Consider the following 22,564-nt stretch of genomic DNA (forward strand, 5'->3'; position numbering starts at 1 on the left):
TTATTCCACAAAATATGAATTACAAATATTTATATCTCTTAAAAGAATATAAGCCAGCCTGACCGCGATTCGGTTCCGCCAACGGAAATGCTCGCCTGGGCCCTTGCCTCAAGGAGCATCTGCATGTCCCGACTTTCCCGTTGGCCCGCGCGCGCCTCGTTGTTCGCCCTGCAACCCCTGGCGGCTGGAGTCTTGCTGGCCGCTTCCGGCAGCAGCTTCGCCGATGAGCCCAACGCCTCCCCAGCCGTGACGCAGGAAGCCCAGCTCGGCACGGTCACCGTCAATGCCCGGCGACGCGAAGAGACCGCACAGAGCGTGCCCACGCCGATCAGCGTGCTGGGCAGCGAAACCCTCGAGACCCAGCGCATCTACCGCGTGCAGGATTTGCAGCAACTGGTGCCGAGCACCAACGTCGCCTATGTGCACGCCCGCCAGTCGAGCATCTCCATCCGCGGCCTGGGCAACAACCCGGCCAGCGATGGCCTGGAAGGCAGCGTCGGGATCTACCTCGACAACGTCTACCTCGGCCGCCCGGGCATGGCGGTGTTCGACCTGCTCGATGTCGAGCAACTGGAAGTGCTGCGTGGCCCGCAGGGGACGCTGTTCGGCAAGAACACCACTGCCGGGGTGCTCAACATCACCACGCGCAAGCCAACCTTCCACCAGGAGGGCAGCGTGCAGTCATCGCTGGGCGAGGATGGCTACTGGCAGACCCAGGGCAGTTTCTCCGGCCCGTTGACCGACACGCTCGCCGGGCGCATCAGCGCTTATCACACCGAGGACGACGGCTATGTGAAGAACGTCTACAACGGCCACGATCTCAACGGCGGCAAGCGCCAGGGCTTCCGCACCCAGTTGCTGTTCAAGCCCAGCGAAACCTTCAATCTGCGCTGGATCGGCGAATACAACGAAGAGAACTCCGACAACGGCATCCTCAGCCTGTACAGCACCGGGCCGACCATCAATGGCGTGAACCGCTACGAGAGCCTGGCCGCCCAGGCTGGCGCGACCCTGGTGTCGGGCAAGGATCGCAAGGTCAACTTCGACGCCGACCAGATGGTCAAGGTGTTCCAGGGTGGTACTTCGGTGGAAGCCAACTGGACCCTGCCCAACGACTTCACCCTCACCTCGATCACCGCCTACCGTTGGTGGGACTTCACGCCGCGCAACGACGACGGCCTCAACGTGCCGGTGTTCCGCAGCGCCGGGGTTTCGGTGCGGGACAAGCAGTATTCCCAGGAAATCCGCCTGGCTTCGCCCTCCGGAGGATTCTTCGACTATGTACTCGGGGCCTACTACTTCAAGCAGGACCTGGATAACAAATCGTTCACCTACAACGGACCGCAAGCCGACATCTGGAACCTGACCCCGGCTGGCGCCCTGGCCAACGTCACCACAATCGGCAACGGCCACATCGATACCGACAGCTACGCGTTGTTCGCCCAGGGCACCTGGCACCTGACCGAGCGCCTGGATTTCACCGCCGGGGTGCGTGGCACCTACGAGGAGAAAAGCGCCTGGGTGACCCGCGACGCGCCGTCCGGCGGCGCTGCCGTTACCGGTGCGGCGGCCGCGGCTCGCCAGGGCCGGGTGGGCGCCTACGATTCGGGTGACCTCAACCAGTACAGCTTCGCCCCTTCCGGGCTGCTCAGCCTGAGCTACCGCTTCAGCGACGCGGTGCTGGGCTATGCCAGCCTGTCCCACGGCGAGAAGTCCGGTGGCGTCAACCTCACCGTCGGCGCCGCGCCAAGGCTGGGCACAGACTCGCTGCTGGTGGGTACCGAACGCGCCAACAACGCCGAACTCGGCATCAAGAGCACGCTGCTGGACAACCGACTGCAGCTCAACACCAACCTGTTCTGGACCGAAGTGCACGGCTACCAGGCCAACGTCTATGACGAGGCCAACCGCGTGCAGTACCTGGCCAACGCCGGTAGCGTGCGCTCGCGGGGCCTGGAGTTCGAGGCCACGGCCCTGCCGGTCCGCGGGCTGACCGTGAATTTCAATGGTTCGTGGAACGACGTGCGCTACACCGATTACGACGACGCACCGTGCCCGCCGGAGGTGAGCCTGGCCAATGCCGCCGCCACTTGCGATCTGTCCGGCCACCAGGTGGTCGGCGCCTCCAAGTACATCGCCAACCTCAACGGCCAGTACAAGTGGCAGCTGACCGAGCGTATCGAGCCCTACGTGACCGCCAGCTACGCCTTCCGCTCCAGGGCCGTCGGCACCATCGACGACTCCGACTACGGCCAGATCCCCAGCTACGCCATCGTCAACCTGTCCACCGGCGTGCGCCTGGACCAGGGCGACGGCGTGCTCGACCTGTCGCTGTGGGTGAAGAACGCCGGCGACAAGACCTACTTCACCAGCCTGTGGAACTCCGCCAACGGCGGCTATGCCGGCGTGCTGGGCACGCCGCGCACCGTGGGCGCCACCGCCCGTTACGACTTCTGAGCCCAAGGAGCTTTGCCATGAACGCCAAGACCCAGCCCCACGACCTGCCTGAAGGCGCCTGCCTCACCGCCAAGGTGCCCGACCGCGACGAAGCCCTGCTCGGCGACGTGGTGGTCAATCCATACCGTCTGGCGCCGTTGACCGCGATCATCCGTGATGGCGGGCGCACCCTGAGCGCCGCCCATGTGCGGGTGCTGGGACGCGGCGAGCGCGGTATCGATATTGTCTACGACGTGTCCGACCGCTCGCTGTGGACCTACGGCGGCATTCCGGTGTTCGGCCTGTACCCCGATCACGTCAACCAGATCGAGGTGAGCTACAAGCTCGATGGCGAACGCATCCGCGAGCGTTACGAAATCTACGCCCCGGCAGTGCGCCTGCCGGTGGTGGCGAAGCAGACGGCGGCGCTGCCCGAGGTCGAACCGGTCAAGGTCGCGCCTGGCTTCGAGCAGCGGCTGTACCTGTTCAATCATCTGCTGGCCGAGATCCCAGGCGGGCGTGCCTTCAAGTGGAACGGCCTGGGCGGCGCTGCCGAGTGGGACTCGGTGGGCAACAACTGGATCGCCGACAGCAACGGCGATGTGCGCTGGTACCTCGATATCGAGCAGATCCACGATTCCAACCATCGCGACGGCCTGGGCGGGACCATGGGCTTCCACCAGACCCGCGACGGCAAGCTGATCTGGGGCCAGGGCCAGACCTATTCCAAATACGACCTGCTTGGCCGGCGTATCTGGCAGCGCAACCTGCCGGACAAGTTCGCCGACTTCTCCCACGAGATCCGCGAGACACCCAACGGCACCTACCTGTTGCGGGTCGGCACCAGCGACTACCGCCGCCCTGACGGCAAGCGCGTGCGTTCGATCCGCGACCATATCATCGAGGTCAACGAGGCCGGTGACGTGCTGGACTTCTGGGACCTGAACCAGATCCTCGACCCGTATCGCGGCGAGCTGCTGGGAACCCTGGGCAAGGCGGCGATCCAACTGCCGGACGGCGTGCAGAAACAGGACGAGCGCCTGGCCAACGAGCTGGCCGAGGGCGACCTGCCGTTCGGCGATACGCCGGGGGTAGGTACCGGACGCAACTGGGCCCACGTCAACGCCATCGACTACGACGCCGATGACGACAGCATCATCGTTTCAGCACGACACCAGGGCGTGGTAAAGATCGGTCGCGACAAGCAGGTGAAGTGGATTCTTGCCGCGCCCCAGGGCTGGCCGGCGCGCCTGCAGGACAAGGTGCTCAAACCCGTGGGCGAGGGCTTCGAGTGGTCCTGGACCCAGCACACCGCCTGGCTGACCGGGCACGGCACGCTGACCGTGTTCGACAATGGCTGGGGTCGGGACCTCGGCCCGACCAAACTGGCGGGCAACTACAGCCGGGCGGTGGAGTACAAGATCGACGAGGTCAAGGGCACGGTCGAGCAGCTCTGGCAGTACGGCAAGGAGCGCGGTGACGAGTGGTACAGCCCGATCACCTCGGTGGTGGCGTATCGGCCCGATACCGATACCCAGTTCATCTATTCGGCTTCGGTGAACTTCCTCACGCCCCAGAAGCTGACGACCAGCGTGCTCAATGAAGTGCGTCGCGGCACCCAGGAGGTGACCGTGGAGCTGAAAGTGCACAGTCGCCAGCCGGGCAGCGTGGGCTACCGGGCGCTGGTGATCGACCTCGACAAGGCGTTCTGATGAACTAACCTCCCAAGGCCCTATCGCGGGGCAAGTCGCATCGGCGCACCGATACGACTTGCCCCGCGATGCATTTCCACTGATCTGAATTCCGACCACTCGTTCTTTTTTTCGAACAGCCTATTGTCCAACCCCCCAGCGCCCGCTTAGCATTCCGTTTGAGATTTCAAACGCTCGGCACCCAGGCGTCGAACACCCTGGTGCACGAATTCCTGACGGCCGCCCTCGCATCGAGGGCGCCTTTTCAACAATCAAAATTCGCAGTAAAGGGAAGCCGACATGCAGCTCAAAGACGCTCAGTTGTTCCGCCAGCAGGCCTTCATCAACGGTGAATGGCTGGATGCGGACAGCGGTCAGACCATCAAGGTGACCAACCCGGCCACCGGTGAAGTCATCGGCAGCGTGCCAAAGATGGGCGCCGCCGAGACCCGCCGCGCCATCGAGGCCGCCGACAAGGCGCTGCCGGCCTGGCGCGCACTGACCGCCAAGGAGCGTGCCGGCAAGCTGCGCCGCTGGTTCGAGCTGATGATCGAGCACCAGGACGACCTGGCTCGCCTGATGACCACCGAGCAGGGCAAGCCGCTGGCCGAAGCCAAGGGCGAGATCGCCTATGCCGCCTCGTTCATCGAGTGGTTCGCCGAAGAAGCCAAGCGCGTCTACGGTGATGTCATCCCTGGCCACCAGCCGGACAAGCGCCTGATCGTCATCAAGCAGCCGATCGGTGTCACCGCCGCCATCACCCCGTGGAACTTCCCGGCCGCGATGATCACCCGTAAAGCCGGCCCGGCCCTGGCCGCCGGTTGCACCATGGTGCTCAAGCCCGCTTCGCAGACGCCGTACTCCGCCCTGGCCCTGGTCGAGCTGGCCACCCGTGCCGGCATCCCGGCTGGCGTGCTGAGCGTCATTACCGGCAGCGCCGGCGAAGTCGGCTCCGAGCTGACCGGCAACTCCCTGGTGCGCAAGCTGTCGTTCACCGGCTCGACCGAAATCGGTCGCCAGCTGATGGAAGAGTGCGCCAAGGACATCAAGAAAGTTTCCCTGGAGCTGGGCGGCAACGCGCCGTTCATCGTGTTCGACGACGCCGACCTGGACAAGGCGGTCGAGGGCGCGATCATCTCCAAGTACCGCAACAACGGCCAGACCTGCGTCTGCGCCAACCGTATCTACGTGCAGGACGGTGTCTACGACGCCTTCGCCGAGAAGCTCAAAGCCGCCGTGGCCAAGCTGAAGATCGGTAACGGCCTGGAAGAAGGCACCACCACTGGCCCGCTGATCGACGGCAAGGCTGTCGCCAAGGTCCAGGAGCACATCGAGGACGCCGTATCCAAAGGCGCCAAGGTGCTGTCCGGTGGTAAGCTCATCGAAGGCAACTTCTTCGAACCGACCATCCTGGTCGATGTGCCGAAAACCGCCGCCGTCGCCAAGGAAGAGACCTTCGGCCCGCTGGCGCCGCTGTTCCGCTTCAAGGACGAGGCCGAAGTCATCGCCATGTCCAACGACACCGAGTTCGGCCTGGCCTCGTACTTCTACGCCCGTGACATGAGCCGCGTGTTCCGCGTTGCCGAGGCCCTGGAATACGGCATGGTCGGCATCAACACCGGCCTGATCTCCAACGAAGTCGCGCCGTTCGGTGGCATCAAGGCCTCGGGCCTGGGCCGCGAAGGTTCCAAATACGGTATCGAGGACTACCTCGAGATCAAATACCTGTGCATCAGCGTCTGATCACCAGGTAAGCGGTTTTACCTCTGCCAGCGGGGCGCGAGAGCGACGTCTCGCTGGCCTTTTTGACATAGCGGTACCCGGTGTCCAGGGCATGCGTGACAGTCGATCAACGAATACTGTGCACGCCTGCGTCCAGCCACCCCCGAATAAAAGCGCCGCAGAACCGGCGCAATTGAGGGCACTATGAGCAAGACCAACGAATCCCTGATGCAACGTCGTGTCGCCGCCGTCCCACGTGGCGTTGGCCAGATCCACCCGATCTTCGTCGATACCGCGAAGAACTCGACGGTGATCGACGTTGAAGGCCGCGAACTGATCGACTTCGCCGGCGGCATCGCCGTACTGAACACCGGCCACCTGCACCCGAAAGTGGTCGCGGCCGTGCAAGAGCAGCTGACCAAGGTCAGCCACACCTGCTTCCAGGTGCTGGCCTACGAGCCTTACGTCGAGCTGTGCGAGAAGATCAACAAGCTGGTACCAGGCAACTTCGACAAGAAGACCCTGCTGGTCACAACTGGCTCCGAAGCCGTTGAAAACGCCGTGAAGATCGCCCGTGCCGCCACCGGCCGTGCCGGCGTGATCGCCTTCACCGGCGGCTACCACGGCCGTACCATGATGACCCTGGGCCTGACCGGCAAGGTCGTGCCGTACTCCGCCGGCATGGGCCTGATGCCAGGCGGCATCTTCCGCGCCCTGTTCCCGAGCGAGCTGCACGGTGTCAGCGTTGACGACGCCATCGCTTCGGTCGAGCGCATCTTCAAGAACGACGCCGAGCCGCGTGATATCGCCGCGATCATCCTCGAGCCGGTACAAGGCGAAGGCGGCTTCCTGCCTGCGCCGAAAGAACTGATGCAGCGCCTGCGCGCCCTGTGCGACCAGCACGGCATCCTGCTGATCGCTGACGAAGTGCAGACCGGCGCTGGCCGTACCGGCACCTTCTTCGCCATGGAGCAGATGGGCGTCGCGCCTGACCTGACCACCTTCGCCAAGTCCATCGCCGGCGGCTTCCCGCTGGCCGGTGTGTGCGGCAAGGCCGAGTACATGGACGCAATCGCCCCGGGCGGCCTGGGCGGCACCTACGCCGGTTCGCCGATCGCTTGCGCCGCGGCCTTGGCGGTGATCGAAGTGTTCGAGGAAGAGAAGCTGCTGGATCGCAGCAAGGCCGTTGGCGAGCGCCTGACCGCCGGCCTGCGTGAAATCCAGAAGAAACACTCGATCATTGGCGATGTCCGTGGTCTGGGCTCGATGATTGCCGTAGAAGTCTTCGAGAAAGGCACCCACACCCCGAACGCTGCCGCCGTTGCCCAGGTGGTCGCCAAGGCGCGTGACAAAGGCCTGATCCTGCTGTCCTGCGGCACCTACGGTAACGTCCTGCGTATCCTGGTACCGCTGACCGCCGAAGATGCCCTGCTGGACAAAGGCCTGGCCATCATCGAAGAGTGCTTCGCCGAACTGGCCTGAAATATGTGACGCGTTTCAGAAAAAAAACCCGCCTCGGCGGGTTTTTTTGTGCCGTTCGTAGGCATCAGGCGCTAAGGTTGTACGAGGAATCCGTGGAAGCTGCGATGGATCGCGCGTCATTTTCTGGAGACTCGCTCATGAGCGCTGCCGACCCCCTGCCCCCTTGCGTGCTGATTGCCGAGGGTGACCCCTGGGTACGCGACATGCTTAGCGAAATGCTGCTCAGCGTGCGCTGCGATGCGCGCTTGCAGATTTGCGCAGATGGCTCGCAGGCGCTGAGCGCGCTGGCGAGCAAGCCTGACCTGATCATTGCCGCCCGCGAACTCGCCGGCCTCGATGGCCTCGACCTGCTGCGCAAGGTGCGCGCCAAGGGCGACAGGCCTGGATTGCCATTTATCCTCATGAGCGATCGCACTGATAGCGCCAGCGTGCGCGAGGCCGTGCCACTGCAGCCCACGGCATACCTCAGCAAACCGCTCGACCTGGACAACCTGCGCAAGCGCCTGGAAAACCTGCTGCTGGAGGTGGGCGAGCAGATTGCCTGCCCGGTGCCGCCGCTGCAGCCCGGCGTGCAACTGCCGGCCTACCTCGAGCAACGCCGCGCCAGCGCCGATGGCGGCCCGCTGTTCGCCGATGTGCAGGTGGCGATCAAGCGAGCCCTCAACCCCGATGGCCTCAACCTCAAGGTGCTCGAGGAAGAGGTACGCAACGACCCGCAGATCACCGGCGTGCTCATCGCTGCCGCCAACAGCGCCGCCCTGCACCGCGAAGCGCCGGTGCAGACCTTGCTGCAGGCGCTGAACAAGCTTGGCAGCACCCAGAGCATGAACCTGATCCTCGGGCTCACGCTCAAGCGCAGCGCGAGGTTGAGTGACCCCTTGTTGGCGCGGCATGCCGCGCGCTACTGGAATCTGTCGCTGCATGCCGCCGACTACGCACGCACCCTGGCGCGCATGCTCGAAGTGGACGAAGGGCGTTGCTACTGCGCGGGTTTATTGCATTGCCTGGGCGACCTGGCGGTACTGCGCACCTTGCAGGAGTGGCGACTGGCCGGTGGCGAGCTGGACGAGGACCAGGTGGAGCTGTCGCTCAACGAGTTCGGCGCACCATTCGGCTCGGCCCTGCGCACCCGCTGGCGCTTGCCGCTCGACCTGCGCGAGCTGATCGCCGCGGTGTATCAGCTGGGTGGCGGTGTCTACTCCCGGGAGATCCTGGCGATGAACCTGGCCGGGCAACTGTCGCGACTCAGGCCCAGCGAGGGGCTGGAGAAGATCGCCAGCAGCAAGACGGCGCGGTTGCTCAAGCTGGGGTTGCCGGAGTTGTCGCGGCTGCGCAAGGTGGATCAGGAAGCGCTGGCGCGGGAGGAGGCTGAGCGTCTGGTGGCGGAAACTGCCGAAAGCGGACCGGAGGTCGCTCCGATTGCCCCGGCTAGCGGAGGCGATGGCGAGGAAAAGCCGCTCTGAGAGGGCAGGAAACCCAGCATCTTCCAGGTTTCACATGCAGGGATCATCCGCGAACGATCTGATTCTTGCCCTGGCGCTTGGCTCGGTACATCGCCGCATCGGCGCGGGCGAACAGGCTGTCCAGAGTCTCGTCTTCGTCTGTCAATCCGGTCAGCCCTTGGCTGATGGTCACGCCATAGGTCTGGTCGTCATGGCTGAAACTCAATCGCTGGATTTCCCGCTGCAGCCGCTCGGCAATCTGTTCGGCCACCTGAGCGGTGCAGCCGGGGAACACGGCGGCGAATTCCTCTCCCCCTATGCGCCCGAACTGATCGCCCCGGCGTAGCACGGCCTTGCCGCTGTCGGCGATGCGCTGTAGCACGTGGTCGCCTTCCTGATGACCATAGCTGTCGTTGATGTGCTTGAAATCATCGATGTCCAGCAGCAGGAAGGCCATCGGCGTGCCGTCCGCGCGGGCGCTGTCGAAGGCCTGCTGGGCGCACTCGAAGAAATGCCTGCGGTTGCTGCTCTGGGTGAGCACGTCGGTGGTGGCCAGCCGCTGCAACTCACCTTCGAGCTGCTTCTTCTCGGTGATGTCCTCGGCTATGCCGACGATGATCACCCGCTGGTCGCCCTCGCGCTGCTGGTTGATATAGCACTTGTCGCTAAGCCAGCGCACCTCGCCGGCGGCGTTGAGGATGCGGTACTCGCGGTCCTCGACGGTGCCCTTGACCAGCACCTGGGCCAGGCTGCGCTCGGCGTACTCCAGGTCATCCGGGTAGATGGCGTCGCGCCATTCGTTGTAGTCGGCCAGCACCAGGCTGGCCGGGCGACCGAAGATGCGTTCGTAGGCGGGGCTGACGTAGAGCACCTGGCGGGTTTCCCAGTCGAAGGCCCAGAGGACGGCGTTGACACTGTCGAGCAGCGAGCTGTACAGCTGCTCGCGCTCGCTTAGACGGGCCACTTCGCCTTGAGCGTGCAACAGGGCGAGCAGGGTTTGAGCAGCTTCGGGGCGCGGGGTGCCGGTAGAGGTGGGTGGGAGATCTTTGGCCATGAGCACGGAACGGTTCTCGACGATGGGCGTGCGGCCACGGTCCGGCCCGCCACGCGGGCGATATGCCGGATTTGAGTCGATTGCAGGGGGGTAAGTTCCGGTCGGCACGCCCCATTGCGGGGCATGCCGATCAACGGTGCTCAGGCGCCGTTGGGGCGCAGCGAGTAGGTCTTGAGCTGGGCGGCGAAGTCACGCAGCGACTGGATGCCACTGGCCTCGGCCTCGTGTACCCAGTCCTTCATGGCGGCGAGCATGTCGTGGCCGTTGGCGCTGGTGCGCGCCCAGATCTGCTGCAGCGCCAGGCGCTTTTCGTAGATGGTCTTGAGTGCCTGGCTGTGGGCCAGCAGCGACTCGATGCGGACGTGGTGGCGATCCTGCAGCAGGCTGGTTTCCCGCGAGAGCAGGCGCTTGGCACGGCGGAAGCGGCGGCGTACCGAAGTATCGACCTTGTCCAGCTCCTGCTTGACCAGTGGGCCGATCACCAGCTTGCGGTACTGGGCCATGATCTGGAAGCGGTTGTTGAGGATGGCCATGGCAGTGTCCATGTCCAGCGATGCCTTGCCCTCCACTCGGTGGGCAATGGGCGCCACGCGTTGCACCTTGGCCAGGCGCAGCATGCTCAGCAGGCGGATCCACATCCAGCCCATGTCGAATTCCCAGCGGCGGACCGAGAGCTTCGCCGAGTTGGGATAGGTGTGGTGGTTATTGTGCAGCTCCTCGCCGCCAATGATGATGCCCCACGGCACCAGGTTGGTGGCGGCGTCGCGGCATTCGAAGTTGCGATAGCCCACGGCATGGCCCAGGCCGTTGACCACGCCGGCGGCCCAGAACGGGATCCACATCATCTGGATCGCCCAGATGGTGATGCCGATGGTGCCGAACAGCAGCAGGTCGATGACTGCCATCAGCGCGATGCCGCCGAGCTTGTAGCGGGTGTAGAGGTTGCGCTCGATCCAGTCGTCCGGGCAGTTCTTGCCATATATGCGCAGCGTCTCCTCGTTGCGCGCTTCTTCCCGGTACAGCTCGGCGCCCTTGCGCAGCACGGTGCCCAGGCCCTTGTGTACAGGGCTGTGCGGGTCGTCGGGGGTTTCGCACTTGGCGTGGTGCTTGCGGTGGATGGCGGTCCACTCGCGGGTGTTCTGCGCCGTGGTGAGCCACAGCCAGAAACGGAAGAAATGCTTGAGGCCCGCGTTCAGCTCCAGGGCGCGGTGGGCCGAGTAGCGGTGCAGGTAGATGGTGACGCTGACGATGGTCACATGGGTCATCAGCAAGGTGACGGCGACCAGTTGCCAGGCCGACAGGTCGAGCAGACCGTAATACCACATAACGGGAAATACCCTCGGAAAACAGGCGGAACAACGCAGGCATTATCCTTTGATGGGGAAATAAAACCAGTCGCGCTTTTGGATAGGAAGTCACAGGGTGTTTCAGCCCCTATAATGCCCCTTCTTTTACCATGGGCTCATCCACCCGACATGTCTGTTTCCGTTCGCGACGCCTTGCGCATGGCCGGGCTTTACGTGTTGCTTTCGATTCTCTGGCTGGCGCTGTCCGAGCTGGTCCTGCACGGCATGACCGAGGACCCGCTGGCCCTGGCCGTGGGGCGGCAGATCAATGTCGTGCTCTGGGTCTTGCTCAGTGCCGCGCTGATCTTCGTTTCCCGCGCGCGCCTGCTCGATTTCATCGGCATCGGCGCCCGCCTGCGCAGCGAGGACCGCGAACGCCTGCGCATGGCCGCGGCGGTGTTCGACAGCACCCTGGAAGGGGTGCTGGTGACCGATCGCAACGGCCTGATCGTGCACGTCAACCGGGCGTTCATGCGTATCACCGGCTACCAGCAGGAAGAAGTCATCGGTCAGCGTCCGAGCAAGTTCAAGTCCGGGCGGCATGGCGCGCCGTTCTACCAGCAGATCTATGCCGCGCTGGCGGAGCAGGGCGAATGGAGCGGAGAAATCTGGAACCGCCGTAAAAGCGGGGAGATCTACCCCCAATGGCAGACGATCTGTGCCATTCGTGACGACAGTGGTGAACTCAGCCATTACGTCGCGGTGTTCAGCGACATCAGCGTGATCAAGCACACCGAGCAAGAGCTGGCCTACCTTGTCCATCACGACCCGCTGACCGGCCTGCCCAACCGCTTGCTGTTCAATGATCGCGCCATGCAGGCGATGGCCGCGGCGCAGGCCAACAAGCGTGGCTGCGCCTTGCTGCTGCTCGACCTCGACCACTTCCAGAGCATCAACGATGGCCTCGGCCACACCATTGGCGACCAACTGCTCAAGCTGGTTGGCGAACGCCTGCGCGAGGTGCTGGGCAACGGCGTGACCCTGGCGCGCCTGGGGGGCGACGAGTTCGGCGTGCTGGCCGAGAGCTGCCAGCAGGTCGGCCAGGCCGGCAAGTTGGCGCAATCGATCATCGAACGCTTGAAAGAACCGTTCTGCTTCGAGGGTAACCGCCTGTTCATCAGTGCCAGCATCGGCATCAGCCTGTTCCCCAACGATGCCCTGAGCGCCGAGCAACTGCTGCGCAACGCCGATTCGGCGCTGTTCAAGGCCAAGAGCAATGGCCGCGCCTGCTACGCGCTTTACACCGAGGAGCTTACCGCCCATGCCCAGCAGCGGGTCGAGACCGCCGGTGAATTGCGCCGGGCGCTCGAGCAGCAGGAACTGCGGGTGTTCTTCCAGCCGGTGCACGACCTGTTCACCGCGCGGATGATCGGCGTCGAGGCGCTGGTGCGCTGGCAACACCCTGTGCGTGGCCTGGTTCCTCCCGGGGAGTTCATTCCCATCGCCGAGCGTACCGGGATGATTGCCGAAATCGACGCCTGGGTGTTGTGCCAGGCGTGCCGGCAGATGATGCGGTGGCAGGCCGAAGGGCGGCAGCTGGCGTTCGTGGCGGTGAATATCTCCAGTCGCCTGTTCAGCCAGCGTGACCTGTACCGACAGGTGGCCAATGCGCTGCACGATACCGGGCTGGATCCGTCGCTGCTCGAGCTCGAAGTGACAGAGAGCGCGGTGATGGAAGACCCCGAGGTCGCCCTGGAACAGCTGCATCGACTGCGCGAGCTGGGCGTGACCTTGGCCATCGACGATTTCGGCACGGGTTACTCGTCATTGCTGCGACTCAAGCGCATGCCCGTGCAGAAGCTGAAGATCGACCAAGGTTTCGTCGCGGGTTTGCCCCATGACGAAGATGACATCGCCATCGTGCGGGTGATCATCGCACTGGCGCGGAGCATGGGCATGCAGGTGCACGCCGAAGGCGTCGAGCAGGCTGAGCAGGCGCGGTTCCTGCTGGAGCAGCAATGCCAGCTGGGGCAGGGGTACTGGTTCGGGCGGCCGGTGCCGGCGGCGGAGCTGCACTGGGGCTGACAGCATCGCGGGGCAAGCCCCGCGATAGGCTCAACGCTTGTTCAAACCTTTGGCCAAACGGTCCCCGCCCAGCTGGATCACCGCCACCAGCGCCACCAGCATCACGATCACGGTCAGCATGATCTGGCTGTCGAAGCGCTGGTAGCCGTAGCGATAGGCGATATCCCCCAGGCCTCCGGCACCGATCGCCCCGGCCATGGCCGAAGAGTTGATCAGCGTCACCAGGGTGATGGTGAAGCCGCCGACGATCCCCGGCAGCGCCTCGGGCAGCAGCACGTGCCAGACGATGTGCCAGCGTCGGCAGCCCATGGCCTGTGCCGCTTCGATCAGGCCGTGGTCCACCTCGCGCAGGCTGACCTCGGCGATGCGCGCGAAGAACGGCGTGGCGGCGATGGTCAGCGGCACCACGGCGGCCCACACGCCATAGGTGGTGCCGACCACCAGGCGGGTGAAGGGGATCAGCGCGACCATCAGGATCAGGAACGGGATCGAGCGGAACAGGTTGACGATGGCGCCCAGCACCCGGTTCAGCGCGGCGGCCTCGAAGATTCCGCCCTTGTCGCTGGTGACCAGCAGCACTGCCATCGGTACCCCGACGACCAGCGCGACCAGCGAGGACACGCCGACCATCAGCAGGGTGTCGAGCAAGCCTTGCAGCAGGCGATCAATCCACATGGCCAAGTACCTCCACATCCACGGCCCAGCGGCGGGCGCGTTCGAGCAACTGGTGGGTGTCCAGCGGCGAGCCGCGCACGGCCAGGATCAGTTGCCCCAAGGCATGCTCGCCGATGGTCTCGACGCCGCCCTGGAGCAGCCGCACGCGTCCGCCCAGATCGCTGAACAGGGCGCTCAGTTCCGGCTCGCCCACCAGGTCGAGCTTGAGCACCACGGCCGCGTCGCGGCTGACCGGCTGGGCACGCAGGCTGGCTTGCAAGGCGGCCGGCAGCTTGGTCTGCAGCGGTGCGAGCAGGGTGCGGGTGACGTCGTGGCGCGGTGTGCCGAACACTTGCCAGACCTCGCCTTGTTCGACGATTTCGCCCCGTTCGAGCACCACCACGCGCTGGCAGATATCGCGGATCACCGCCATCTCGTGGGTGATCAGCACCACGGTCAGGCCCAGGCGTTGGTTGATGTCGCGCAGCAGCTCGAGGATCGAGGCAGTGGTTTCCGGGTCCAGCGCGGAGGTGGCTTCGTCGCACAGCAGGATCTCGGGGTCATGCACCAGCGCCCGGGCGATGCCGATGCGCTGCTTCTGCCCGCCCGACAGTTGCGCGGGGTAGACATGGTGCTTTTCCGCCAGGCCGACGAGTTCCAGCAGCTCGCGGACCTTGCGCTGGCGTTCGGCCTTGGCCACGCCGGCCACCTTCAACGGCAGCTCGACGTTCTCCCACACGGTCTTGGCCGACATCAGGTTGAAGTGCTGGAAGATCATGCCGATGCGCCGGCGCAAGGCGACCAGATGGTCCTCGTCGAACGGCGCGATATCCACCTGGTCGATCAGCACCCGGCCCTGGCTGGGCTGTTCCAGGCGGTTGATGGTGCGCAGCAGCGAAGACTTGCCGGCACCGCTGCGGCCGATGATGCCGAATATTTCGCCGCGGCGGATGTTCAGGTCGATGCCCCGCAACGCCGGCTGGACCTGGCCCGGATAGGTCTTGCCCAGGCCGATGAAGCGGATGTGCGCCTGGTTCACTTCAGGGCGCAGGGCCGTTTCCTCGGCCTTGAACGGTTCGGCGGGCGGGATGGGCGCCCTCAGGGCGCTGGCCTGGGCCATGTCAGCCTTCCCAGCCGGCCTGGTAGAGCTTGCCGTGGGCCTTGTCGAGGGCGGCGCGCACGACCGGCGAGTGTTGGTAGATATCGACGAACTTGGCCAGGCGCGGGTCGTTTTTCTCCTGTGGGCGGATAACGAACTGGATCACGTACTCCTTGTTCTCCAGGCCGTCGAACAGCAGCGCCGAGGTGGCGTCAAAGGTGTTGGCCAGGCGGATGTACGCCGGGTAGCCCTGCACCAGGTCGGCGTCGTCATAGGCGCGCACCAGCTGCACCGCTTCTACCTGGAGAATTTTGATCTTCTTCGGGTTGGCGATGATGTCGTCCTCGGTGGCCTTGTAACCCACGCCCTGCTTGAGGGTGATCAGGCCGGCCTTGGCCAGCAGTTGCAGGCCACGGCCGCTGTTGATCGGGTCGTTGGCGATGGCCACGCTGGCGCCTACGGGCAGCTCGGCAAAGCTTTTGTACTTTTTCGAATACAGCCCAACGTTGTTGATGATCCCCGGTGCATAGGGGACCAGGTTGAAACCGGCGGCGGCCTTGGCGTTTTCCAGGAAGGGGATGTGCTGGAAGTAGTTCACGTCGATGTCGCCGCTGTTGAGGCTGACATTCGGCGCGATCCAGTCGCTGAATTCGATCAGCTTCACTTCCAGACCTTGTTTTTGGGCTTCTGCCACCGCGGCTTCCAACGGGATGGCGAAGGCGGCGGTGGTGCCGATCTTCAGTGGCTCCGCGGCGAAGGCGGCGGCGGACAGGCCGAGACCCAGGGCAATGGCCGCGACGGGCCGGAACAGTTTTTCAAGCATGGTGCAGGGCTCCAGTCGGGGCAGGGGTGGGGGTGTTGCGGTAGGAGGATCCGGGATGGTCGGCGGGCAAGTGCGGATGGTCGCTGGCGAACAGCTTCTCGCGCAGGGTGCCTTCGGCGTAGCCAGTCTTGTAGCGGCCACGGCGTTGCAGTTCGGGTACTACCAGGTCGATGAAGGCCTCGAAGCTTTCCGGGGTGACGGTGCGGGTCAGGTTGAAGCCGTCCAGGCCGGTGTCGTCGAGCCAGCCGATCAGTTGCTCGGCCACCTGCCCGGGGTCGCCGACCAGGGTCACGTAGCGGCCGCCCAAGGCGTGCTGCTCCAGCAGGCGGCGGCGGGTCCAGGCGCTGTCCTGCAATTGGCGGGTGGCGGACTGGATGGCATTGCCCTTGGCGAAACCGATGGGTTCGTCCAGTTCGTAGCGTGAGAAATCGATACCGGTGGAGCTGGCGAAATGCGCAACACCTGCCTCGGCGCTGGCGTAATGCAGGTACTCGGCGTGCAGGGCGTGGGCTTGGTCTTCTGTTGCGGCAACGATTACGGTGATGCCCATGAATACCTTGACCGCCTGCGGGTCGCGACCAGCGGCTTGCGCCGCTGCGCGCACCTTGTCGACCTGGGCGCGGGTGGCGGCCTTTTCCTGGCCGCTGATGAACACGCACTCGGCATGGTTGCCGGCAAAGGCCAAACCGCGCGCCGAACTGCCGGCCTGGAACAGTACCGGTGTGCGCTGCGGCGAAGGCTCGCACAGGTGATAGCCTTCGACCTTGTAGAACTCGCCATGGTGCTCGACCTTGCGCACCCTGTCCGGTCGCGCATACACGCGCTGCGCGCGGTCGGCGACCACGGCATCGTCGGCCCAACTGCCTTCGAGCAGCTTGTACAGCACCTGCAGGTACTCGTCGGCCTGGTCGTAGCGGCGATCGTGCTCGGGTTGCTGTTCCAGCCCCATGGCCCGGGCTGCACTGTCGAGGTAGCCGGTGACGATGTTCCAGCCGACCCGGCCGTTGCTCAGGTGATCGAGAGTGGAGAGGCGCCGGGCGAACAGGTAAGGCGCTTCATAGGTCAGGTTGGCGGTGAGGCCAAAGCCCAGATGCCTGGTAACAGCGGCCATGGCCGAGACCAGCAGCAGCGGGTCGTTGACCGGCAGCTGGATCGACTCCTTCAGCGTCACGTCCAGCGACTGGCCATAGACATCGTAGGTGCCGACGATATCGGCGATGAACAGCCCGTCGAACAGCCCCCGCTCCAGCAGGCGGGCGAGGTCGGTCCAGTAGTCGAGGGTCTTGTACTGGGTCGAAGTGTCCCGCGGGTGGGTCCACAAACCGTGGTTGATGTGCCCGATGCAGTTCATGTTGAAGGCATTGAGCAGGATCTGCTTGGCCATCAGATGGTCCCTCGGCGCGGCGGTTTCTCGTCGTTGAGGTAGTAGTTGCCGATGGCGTGGTACTTCCAGCGTACCGGGTCGTGCAGGGTGTGCACCCGGGCGTTGCGCCAGTGGCGGTCGAGGTTGTGCTCGGCCAGGGTGGCCTGGCTGCCGGCCAGCTCGAACAGGGTGGTGCCGGCGGCCAGGGAGATCTCGGTGCTGATCGCCCGGGCCTCGGCGACGGCAATCGAGGCGGCGGCCAGGGTCTCGGCGTTGCTGTCGGCCTGGGCGATGTCGAGGATTTCACCCGCGCGTTCGAGCAGGGCCTCGGTGGCATGCAGGCGGATTGCCAGATGACCGAAGCTCTTCAAGGTGAGCGGGTCGTCGCTGGCCTTGTCGAGGCCGGAGTCGATCCAGGGTCGGCTGCGGGTACGCACGAAGTGCAGGGCGTCCTCGTAGGCGGCGCGGGCGATACCGGTGTCGATCGCGGCATGGAGGATCTGCGCCAGCGGGCCGACCGTGGTCGGGCGCTCGAAGGCGCTCTGGAACGGCACCACGTCTTCGGCGCGGACCGGCACATGGTTGAACACTACCGAGCCGCTGCCGGTGGTGCGCTGGCCAAAGCCACTCCAGTCATCAATCACCTCGATGCCCTGGCTGTCGGCGGGCACGAAGGCCAGGTGCGATACGCCCTGCTCGTCGATCACCAGGGTCGGGATGCGCTGGGCGTAGATCGCGCCGGTGCAGTAGAACTTGCGGCCATCGATGCGGTAATGGTCGCCGTCGCGGCTCAGGCGGGTGGTGCGCTCGTGGGCGTTCTTCGTGCCGAGCTCGGCCAGGGCGTTGCCGAAGCGGCGGCCAGCGAGGACTTCGGCGTAGAGGCGTTGCTGTTGTTCGGGACCGCCGTTCACCCGCAGCACTTCCAGGGCGTAGAAGTGGTTCTGCGGGATCTGCCCGAGCGAGGCGTCGGCCTGGGCGATGCGGGCGATGACCTTGGCCAGGGTGACGCTGGACACGCCGGCGCCGCCAAAGGCCTTGGGCACGCTGATGCCCCACAGGCCGGACTGCACGAAACGTTCGAGTTCGGCATGGGGCAGACGGCGCTCGCGGTCGCGCAGGGCGCTGTCTTCGCGCAGGTAGTGGGCGAGTTCGTCGGCGACGGCCAGGGCCTGGGCGTCGGTGGTTATGATGGATGCAGTCATTGTGCTCTCCAGGTCCCATCGCGGAGCACGCCCGCCCTCACGCGAACGCATGGGAGCGGGCTTGCCCCGGGACGGGCCGATATCAGATCCAGGAATGGCGGGCAGGCAGGGTGCCGTTGAGGTGGTAGGCGCCGACGGCGTGGTACTTCCAGCGCACCGGGTCGTGCAGGGTGTGGACCCTGGCGTTGCGCCAGTGCCGGTCGAGGTTGAACTCGGCCAGGCTGGCGCGACTGCCGGCCAGCTCGAACAGTTTCTCGCTGGCCTGCAGCGAGATCTCGGTGGTGAGCACCTTGGCTTCGGCCACGGCAATCGAGGCACGGGCCGCGGCGGCGGCATCGATCACGCCGGCGTTCACTTCGTCGAGCACCCTGGCGGCCTTGCGCAGCAGGGCCTCGGCGGCGTGCAGTTCGAGCTTCAGGCGGCCGATATCGGCGATCACATAGGGATCGTCGCTGTTGCGTTCGACCTTGGCCTCGATCCAGGGCCGGGACTTCTCCCGCACGAACTGGATCGTGTCCTCGATGGCCGCTTCGGCGATGCCGGCGTCGATGGCCGCCTGGATCAGCTGCGAGGCGGCGCCCTGGATGCTGGGCTCTTCACGCAGGCGCCAGTTGTCCAGCACCAGGTCGGCGTCCACCGGCACCTGGTCGAGCAGCACGGTGCCGCTGGCGGTGGTGCGCTGGCCGAAGCCGGACCAGTCATCGACGATGCGCAGCCCTGGGCTGCCGCGACGGACAAAGGCCAGGCGTTGCCGGCCGTCATCGTCCAGGGCTTTTACCGCTACCCAGTGGGCGTACAGGGCACCGGTGGAATAGAACTTCTCGCCACTGATGCGATAGCCGTCGCCCTCGCGGGTAATGCGCGCCTTGAGTGTCAGGGTGTCCTTGGTCCCGCGCTCGGGGCCGGCATTGCCGATGCGCCAGCCGTCGAGCACGGCGCGGAAGATCGCTTCCTGCTGCGCCTGGGTGGCGGTAAGGCGCACCAGTTGCAGGATGCCGAACTGGTTCTGCGGAATCTGCCCCAGCGCCGGGTCGGCGGCACTGATCAGGCGGAACACTTCGGCGATGGTTTGGAACGATACCTCGGGACCGCCGAAGGCCTTGGGCACGCTGATGCTGCCCAGGCCGCTGCGGGTGAACTGCTCAATCTCGGCCCATGGCAGCTTGCGCTGCTGGTCACGTTTGGCGGCCTGCTGGCGGGCCACCTCAGCCAGTTCGCGGGCGGCCTGCAGGGCCTCTTCGTCGTTGCGCAGCACCTTGGCCGGCAGCAGCAGCGGCGAGCTGTCGTGATCGCTGTGGAATCGGGTAGTTGGTTGGCTGGACATCAGTACCGCTCCTTGGCTGCACTCAATGCCCTGGCGTTATGCACTGGGGTGATTGTGATCCTGACCATTCCTAACCTCACAAAGTTGAAAGCGTCGCCTCAGCTGATGGCGACAGACGTTTGCTGGTCCGGTGGTCCGGTCGATATACCCTATTCGCTTAGAAAAAGTTTATGAACTACCGTTTAGGAATATGAATAGAAGAACTGCGGGGTCTGCCCTGTCACTGTGAGCCAGTGACAGGGCAGAAAGGTCAGCGCTGAACCGTTACCACCAGCTTGCCCGCTGCCTGGCGCTGCGCCAGACGTTCGATCGCGGCGCCGCCCTCGGCCAGCGCGTAGGTCTGCGACACCAAGGGTTTCAGCTTGCCCTCGGCATGCCAGGCGAACAGTTGGCGGAAGTTGGCGGCGTTGTCCTCCGGCTGGCGCTGGGCAAAGGCGCCCCAGAACACCCCGACCACCGCCGCGCCCTTGAGCAGCGCCAGGTTCACCGGCAACTGCGGGATCGTCCCACTGGCGAACCCCACCACCAGCAACCGGCCGTTCCACGCCAGCCCCCGTACAGCCTGGTCGAACAACTCGCCACCGACCGGATCGTAGATCACATCCACGCCCTGGCCGCCGGTCAGGCGCTTGATCTCGTCCTTGAGGCTGGCCTGGCTGTAGTCGACCAGCTCGTCGGCCCCGGCCGCCTTGGCGATCGCCAGCTTCTCGGCACTGCTGGCCGCCGCAATCACCCGTGCCCCGAGGGCCTTGCCGATTTCCACCGCTGCCAGGCCGACGCCACCTGAGGCACCGAGCACCAGCAGGGTTTCACCGGCCTTGAGTTGGCCGCGTTGGGTGAGGGCGTGCATCGAGGTGCCGTAGGTCATGCCGAACGCGGCGGCAGTGGTGAAGTCCATGCCCGCCGGGATCGGCAGCACGTTGTAGAACGGCACCGCCACTTGCTCGGCGAAAGCGCCCCAGCCGGTCAGGGCCATGACCCGGTCGCCGACCTTGAACGCACCGGCCTTCTCGCCGACCGCGGCCACCACGCCGGCAGCTTCCGCCCCCGGCGAGAACGGCAACGGTGGCTTGAACTGGTACTTGCCCTCGATGATCAGGGTGTCGGGGAAGTTGACCCCTGCGGCGTGCACGTCGAGGAGTATCTCGTTCTTCTTTGGCACGGGGCTGGCGACCTCTTCCAGGACCAGGTCCCGCGCCGGGCCCAGGGCTTTGCACAACAAGGCTTTCATCAGGGCTATTCCTTTGCGTGTGGTGGCCGATAAGTGTAGGAGGGCCACCCCTAGGGTCAACGAGCATGGTCGGCCCTGATGAGCTGGCATAAGCCCGGGCTTGGGTTTGGCCGGCGCGCTGGGTAAGCTGGCGGCAACTGTATTGAGGAGCGAATTCGTGAAAGCGTGGATCTTGATGGTGCTGGCCCTGATGCTGCCGGTGGTGGCCATGGCCGAGGAAAAGGAAGGCGAGCCCAAGGTCGCCTATATCAACCTCAGCCCGCCCTTCGTTGGCAACTACGCCCTCGACGGCGGCCCCAAGCTGCGCGTGTACAAGGCCGACGTCGCCCTGCGCGTGACCGGGGATGCCGCCGCCACGGCGGTCAAGCACCACGAACCGCTGATCCGCAACCAGCTGGTGGCGCTGTTCACCCAGCAGGGCGTGGACAACATGAGCAACGTCGAAGCCAAGGAAAAGCTGCGCCAGGAAGCCTTGAAACAGGTGCAGCAGGTGATGGAGTCCGAAGAGGGCAAGCCGATCGTCGAGGACCTGCTGTTCAACAACCTGATCGTGCAGTGATCAGGCGGCGAGGCTGCGGCGAAAGCGCGCCAGGGCCACGCCGAAGAACACCAGGCCGATCGCGGCCAGCGCCGCGACGTCCGGCCACACCACGCTCAGCCCGGCGTCGCGGAACAGGATCGCCGCGCCGAGGCTGACGAAGTGGGTCGAGGGCGAGCCCTGCATGACCCACTGCAGCCACTGCGGCATGCTGTCCAGCGGTGTGCTGCCCCCCGACAGCAGCAGCATCGGGATGATCACCGGGATCGCCAGCAGGCCGAACTGCGGTGTCGAGCGCGCCAGGGTGGCGAGGAAGATGCCCAGTGCCGTGCTGGCGAACAGGTACAGCGCAGTCACCCCCAGGAACAACCCCATCGAGCCCGCCAGCGGCACGCCCAGGGCGCCCTTGACCACCACTTCCAGCGATATCCAGGTACAGGCCACCACCACCAGGGCGTTGCTGGCGATCTTCGCCAGCATGATTTCCAGTGCCGTCAGCGGCAGCACCAGCAGGTGGTCGAGGGTGCCGTGCTCGCGTTCGCGCAGCAATGCGGTACCGGTTAGGATGATGGCCAGGATGGTGATGTTGTTGACGATCTGGATCACCGCCAGGAACCAGCCGCCTTCGAGGTTGGGGTTGAACAGCGCCTTGGGATTGAGCAGTGCCGGGCTGCTGGTGCTGCGGCCTGCGTATTCGAGCAGCTCGCGTTCGAAGATCCGCCCGATGTAGCCCGCGCCCATGAAGGCCTGGCTCATGGCCGTGGCATCGACGTTGACCTGCAGCTCCGGTGAGCGCCCGGCCAGCAGGTCGGCCTGGAAATTTACCGGTACGTTGATCACGAAGGTGTACTGGCCGCTGTCCATGGCCTGGTCCAGGCGATCGGCCGGCAGTGCCACGGCGGGCTGGAATTCGGGCGGTTGCAGCGACTCGGCGAGCTTGCGCGAGATGGCGCCGTGGTCTTCGTCGACCACTGCGACACTGGCGTTGTGCACGCCTATTACCGAACCTGCGGCAGGCATGTAGATCGCCACGCTGAACGCGTACAGCAGGAACAGCAGCAACACGCTGTCATGGCGCAGGCTGGTGAGTTCCTTCAGGCCCAGGCGCAAGGTGTGGGAGAGCCGGCTCATT

General features: G+C 65.1%; 17 protein-coding genes. 7 read left to right on the top strand and 10 right to left on the bottom strand.

Going from position 1 to position 22,564, the window contains the following annotated elements:
• The first annotated feature begins 123 nt into the window (after window positions 1-123).
• The 5 genes from C3F42_RS18360 (at window position 124) to C3F42_RS18380 (ending at window position 8,794) form a co-directional block, all read left to right on the top strand.
• Complete coding sequence (locus C3F42_RS18360) at window positions 124-2,457, top strand: TonB-dependent receptor (RefSeq protein ID WP_104444719.1); 2,334 nt, start codon at window positions 124-126, stop codon at window positions 2,455-2,457.
• Between the two features lie 17 nt (window positions 2,458-2,474).
• Entirely contained in the window at window positions 2,475-4,148 is a 1,674-nt protein-coding gene (locus tag C3F42_RS18365) for an aryl-sulfate sulfotransferase (RefSeq protein ID WP_104444720.1), read from the top strand.
• A gap of 279 nt (window positions 4,149-4,427) precedes the next feature.
• Complete coding sequence (gene gabD / locus C3F42_RS18370) at window positions 4,428-5,870, top strand: NADP-dependent succinate-semialdehyde dehydrogenase (protein ID WP_023632033.1); 1,443 nt, start codon at window positions 4,428-4,430, stop codon at window positions 5,868-5,870.
• A gap of 183 nt (window positions 5,871-6,053) precedes the next feature.
• A complete protein-coding gene (gene gabT, locus C3F42_RS18375) occupies window positions 6,054-7,331 on the top strand; it encodes a 4-aminobutyrate--2-oxoglutarate transaminase (protein WP_094010935.1) in 1,278 nt (425 codons plus the stop codon).
• A 137-nt stretch (window positions 7,332-7,468) separates the two neighbouring features.
• Complete coding sequence (locus C3F42_RS18380; RefSeq protein ID WP_256586205.1) at window positions 7,469-8,794, top strand: response regulator; 1,326 nt, start codon at window positions 7,469-7,471, stop codon at window positions 8,792-8,794.
• 43 nt (window positions 8,795-8,837) lie between these two features.
• Here C3F42_RS18380 and C3F42_RS18385 read toward each other — a convergent pair whose 3' ends face one another.
• Window positions 8,838-9,827 carry a sensor domain-containing diguanylate cyclase gene (locus C3F42_RS18385; RefSeq protein ID WP_023632116.1) on the bottom strand — a complete coding sequence of 330 codons (990 nt, stop codon included), beginning with the start codon at window positions 9,825-9,827 and terminating at the stop codon, window positions 8,838-8,840.
• Between the two features lie 140 nt (window positions 9,828-9,967).
• Window positions 9,968-11,152 (bottom strand): delta-9 fatty acid desaturase DesA, encoded by a 1,185-nt coding sequence (gene desA / locus C3F42_RS18390; protein ID WP_023632117.1) that lies wholly within the window; start codon window positions 11,150-11,152, stop codon window positions 9,968-9,970.
• A gap of 150 nt (window positions 11,153-11,302) precedes the next feature.
• On the opposite strand from desA, the gene dibA reads away from it, so the two are divergent.
• The gene (gene dibA / locus C3F42_RS18395; RefSeq protein ID WP_031316111.1) at window positions 11,303-13,198 is read left to right on the top strand and encodes a phosphodiesterase DibA; all 1,896 of its coding nucleotides are present in this window, start codon (window positions 11,303-11,305) and stop codon (window positions 13,196-13,198) included.
• 30 nt (window positions 13,199-13,228) lie between these two features.
• Here dibA and C3F42_RS18400 read toward each other — a convergent pair whose 3' ends face one another.
• The 7 genes from C3F42_RS18400 to C3F42_RS18430 all read right to left on the bottom strand — a co-directional run bounded on the left by C3F42_RS18400 (window position 13,229) and on the right by C3F42_RS18430 (window position 20,894).
• Entirely contained in the window at window positions 13,229-13,873 is a 645-nt protein-coding gene (locus tag C3F42_RS18400; protein WP_023632119.1) for a methionine ABC transporter permease, read from the bottom strand.
• Window positions 13,863-14,972, bottom strand: a complete 1,110-nt coding sequence (locus tag C3F42_RS18405) for a methionine ABC transporter ATP-binding protein (RefSeq protein WP_038707032.1) — start codon at window positions 14,970-14,972, stop codon at window positions 13,863-13,865. Before C3F42_RS18405 ends, C3F42_RS18400 begins: the two co-directional genes overlap by 11 nt.
• A gap of 1 nt (window position 14,973) precedes the next feature.
• Complete coding sequence (locus C3F42_RS18410; RefSeq protein WP_023631950.1) at window positions 14,974-15,774, bottom strand: MetQ/NlpA family ABC transporter substrate-binding protein; 801 nt, start codon at window positions 15,772-15,774, stop codon at window positions 14,974-14,976.
• Window positions 15,767-17,158, bottom strand: a complete 1,392-nt coding sequence (locus C3F42_RS18415) for an LLM class flavin-dependent oxidoreductase (protein ID WP_104444721.1) — start codon at window positions 17,156-17,158, stop codon at window positions 15,767-15,769. Before C3F42_RS18415 ends, C3F42_RS18410 begins: the two co-directional genes overlap by 8 nt.
• Window positions 17,158-18,339 carry an SfnB family sulfur acquisition oxidoreductase gene (locus C3F42_RS18420; RefSeq protein ID WP_104444722.1) on the bottom strand — a complete coding sequence of 394 codons (1,182 nt, stop codon included), beginning with the start codon at window positions 18,337-18,339 and terminating at the stop codon, window positions 17,158-17,160. The genes C3F42_RS18415 and C3F42_RS18420 overlap by 1 nt, the downstream gene beginning before the upstream one ends.
• An 82-nt stretch (window positions 18,340-18,421) precedes the next feature.
• Window positions 18,422-19,663, bottom strand: coding sequence for an SfnB family sulfur acquisition oxidoreductase (locus C3F42_RS18425; protein WP_038707030.1), 1,242 nt, complete (start codon window positions 19,661-19,663; stop codon window positions 18,422-18,424).
• Between the two features lie 250 nt (window positions 19,664-19,913).
• Window positions 19,914-20,894, bottom strand: coding sequence for an NADPH:quinone oxidoreductase family protein (locus C3F42_RS18430; protein WP_046853717.1), 981 nt, complete (start codon window positions 20,892-20,894; stop codon window positions 19,914-19,916).
• 157 nt (window positions 20,895-21,051) lie between these two features.
• Between C3F42_RS18430 and C3F42_RS18435 the strand changes: the two genes are divergently transcribed.
• Complete coding sequence (locus C3F42_RS18435; RefSeq protein ID WP_094010940.1) at window positions 21,052-21,453, top strand: flagellar basal body-associated protein FliL; 402 nt, start codon at window positions 21,052-21,054, stop codon at window positions 21,451-21,453.
• On the opposite strand, the gene C3F42_RS18440 is transcribed toward C3F42_RS18435, so the two are convergent.
• A complete protein-coding gene (locus tag C3F42_RS18440) occupies window positions 21,454-22,563 on the bottom strand; it encodes an ABC transporter permease (RefSeq protein WP_038707028.1) in 1,110 nt (369 codons plus the stop codon).
• Window position 22,564: the final 1 nt, after the last annotated feature.

The sequence above is a fragment of the Pseudomonas sp. PONIH3 genome, assembly GCF_002934345.1.
Classification (GTDB): domain Bacteria; phylum Pseudomonadota; class Gammaproteobacteria; order Pseudomonadales; family Pseudomonadaceae; genus Aquipseudomonas; species Aquipseudomonas soli.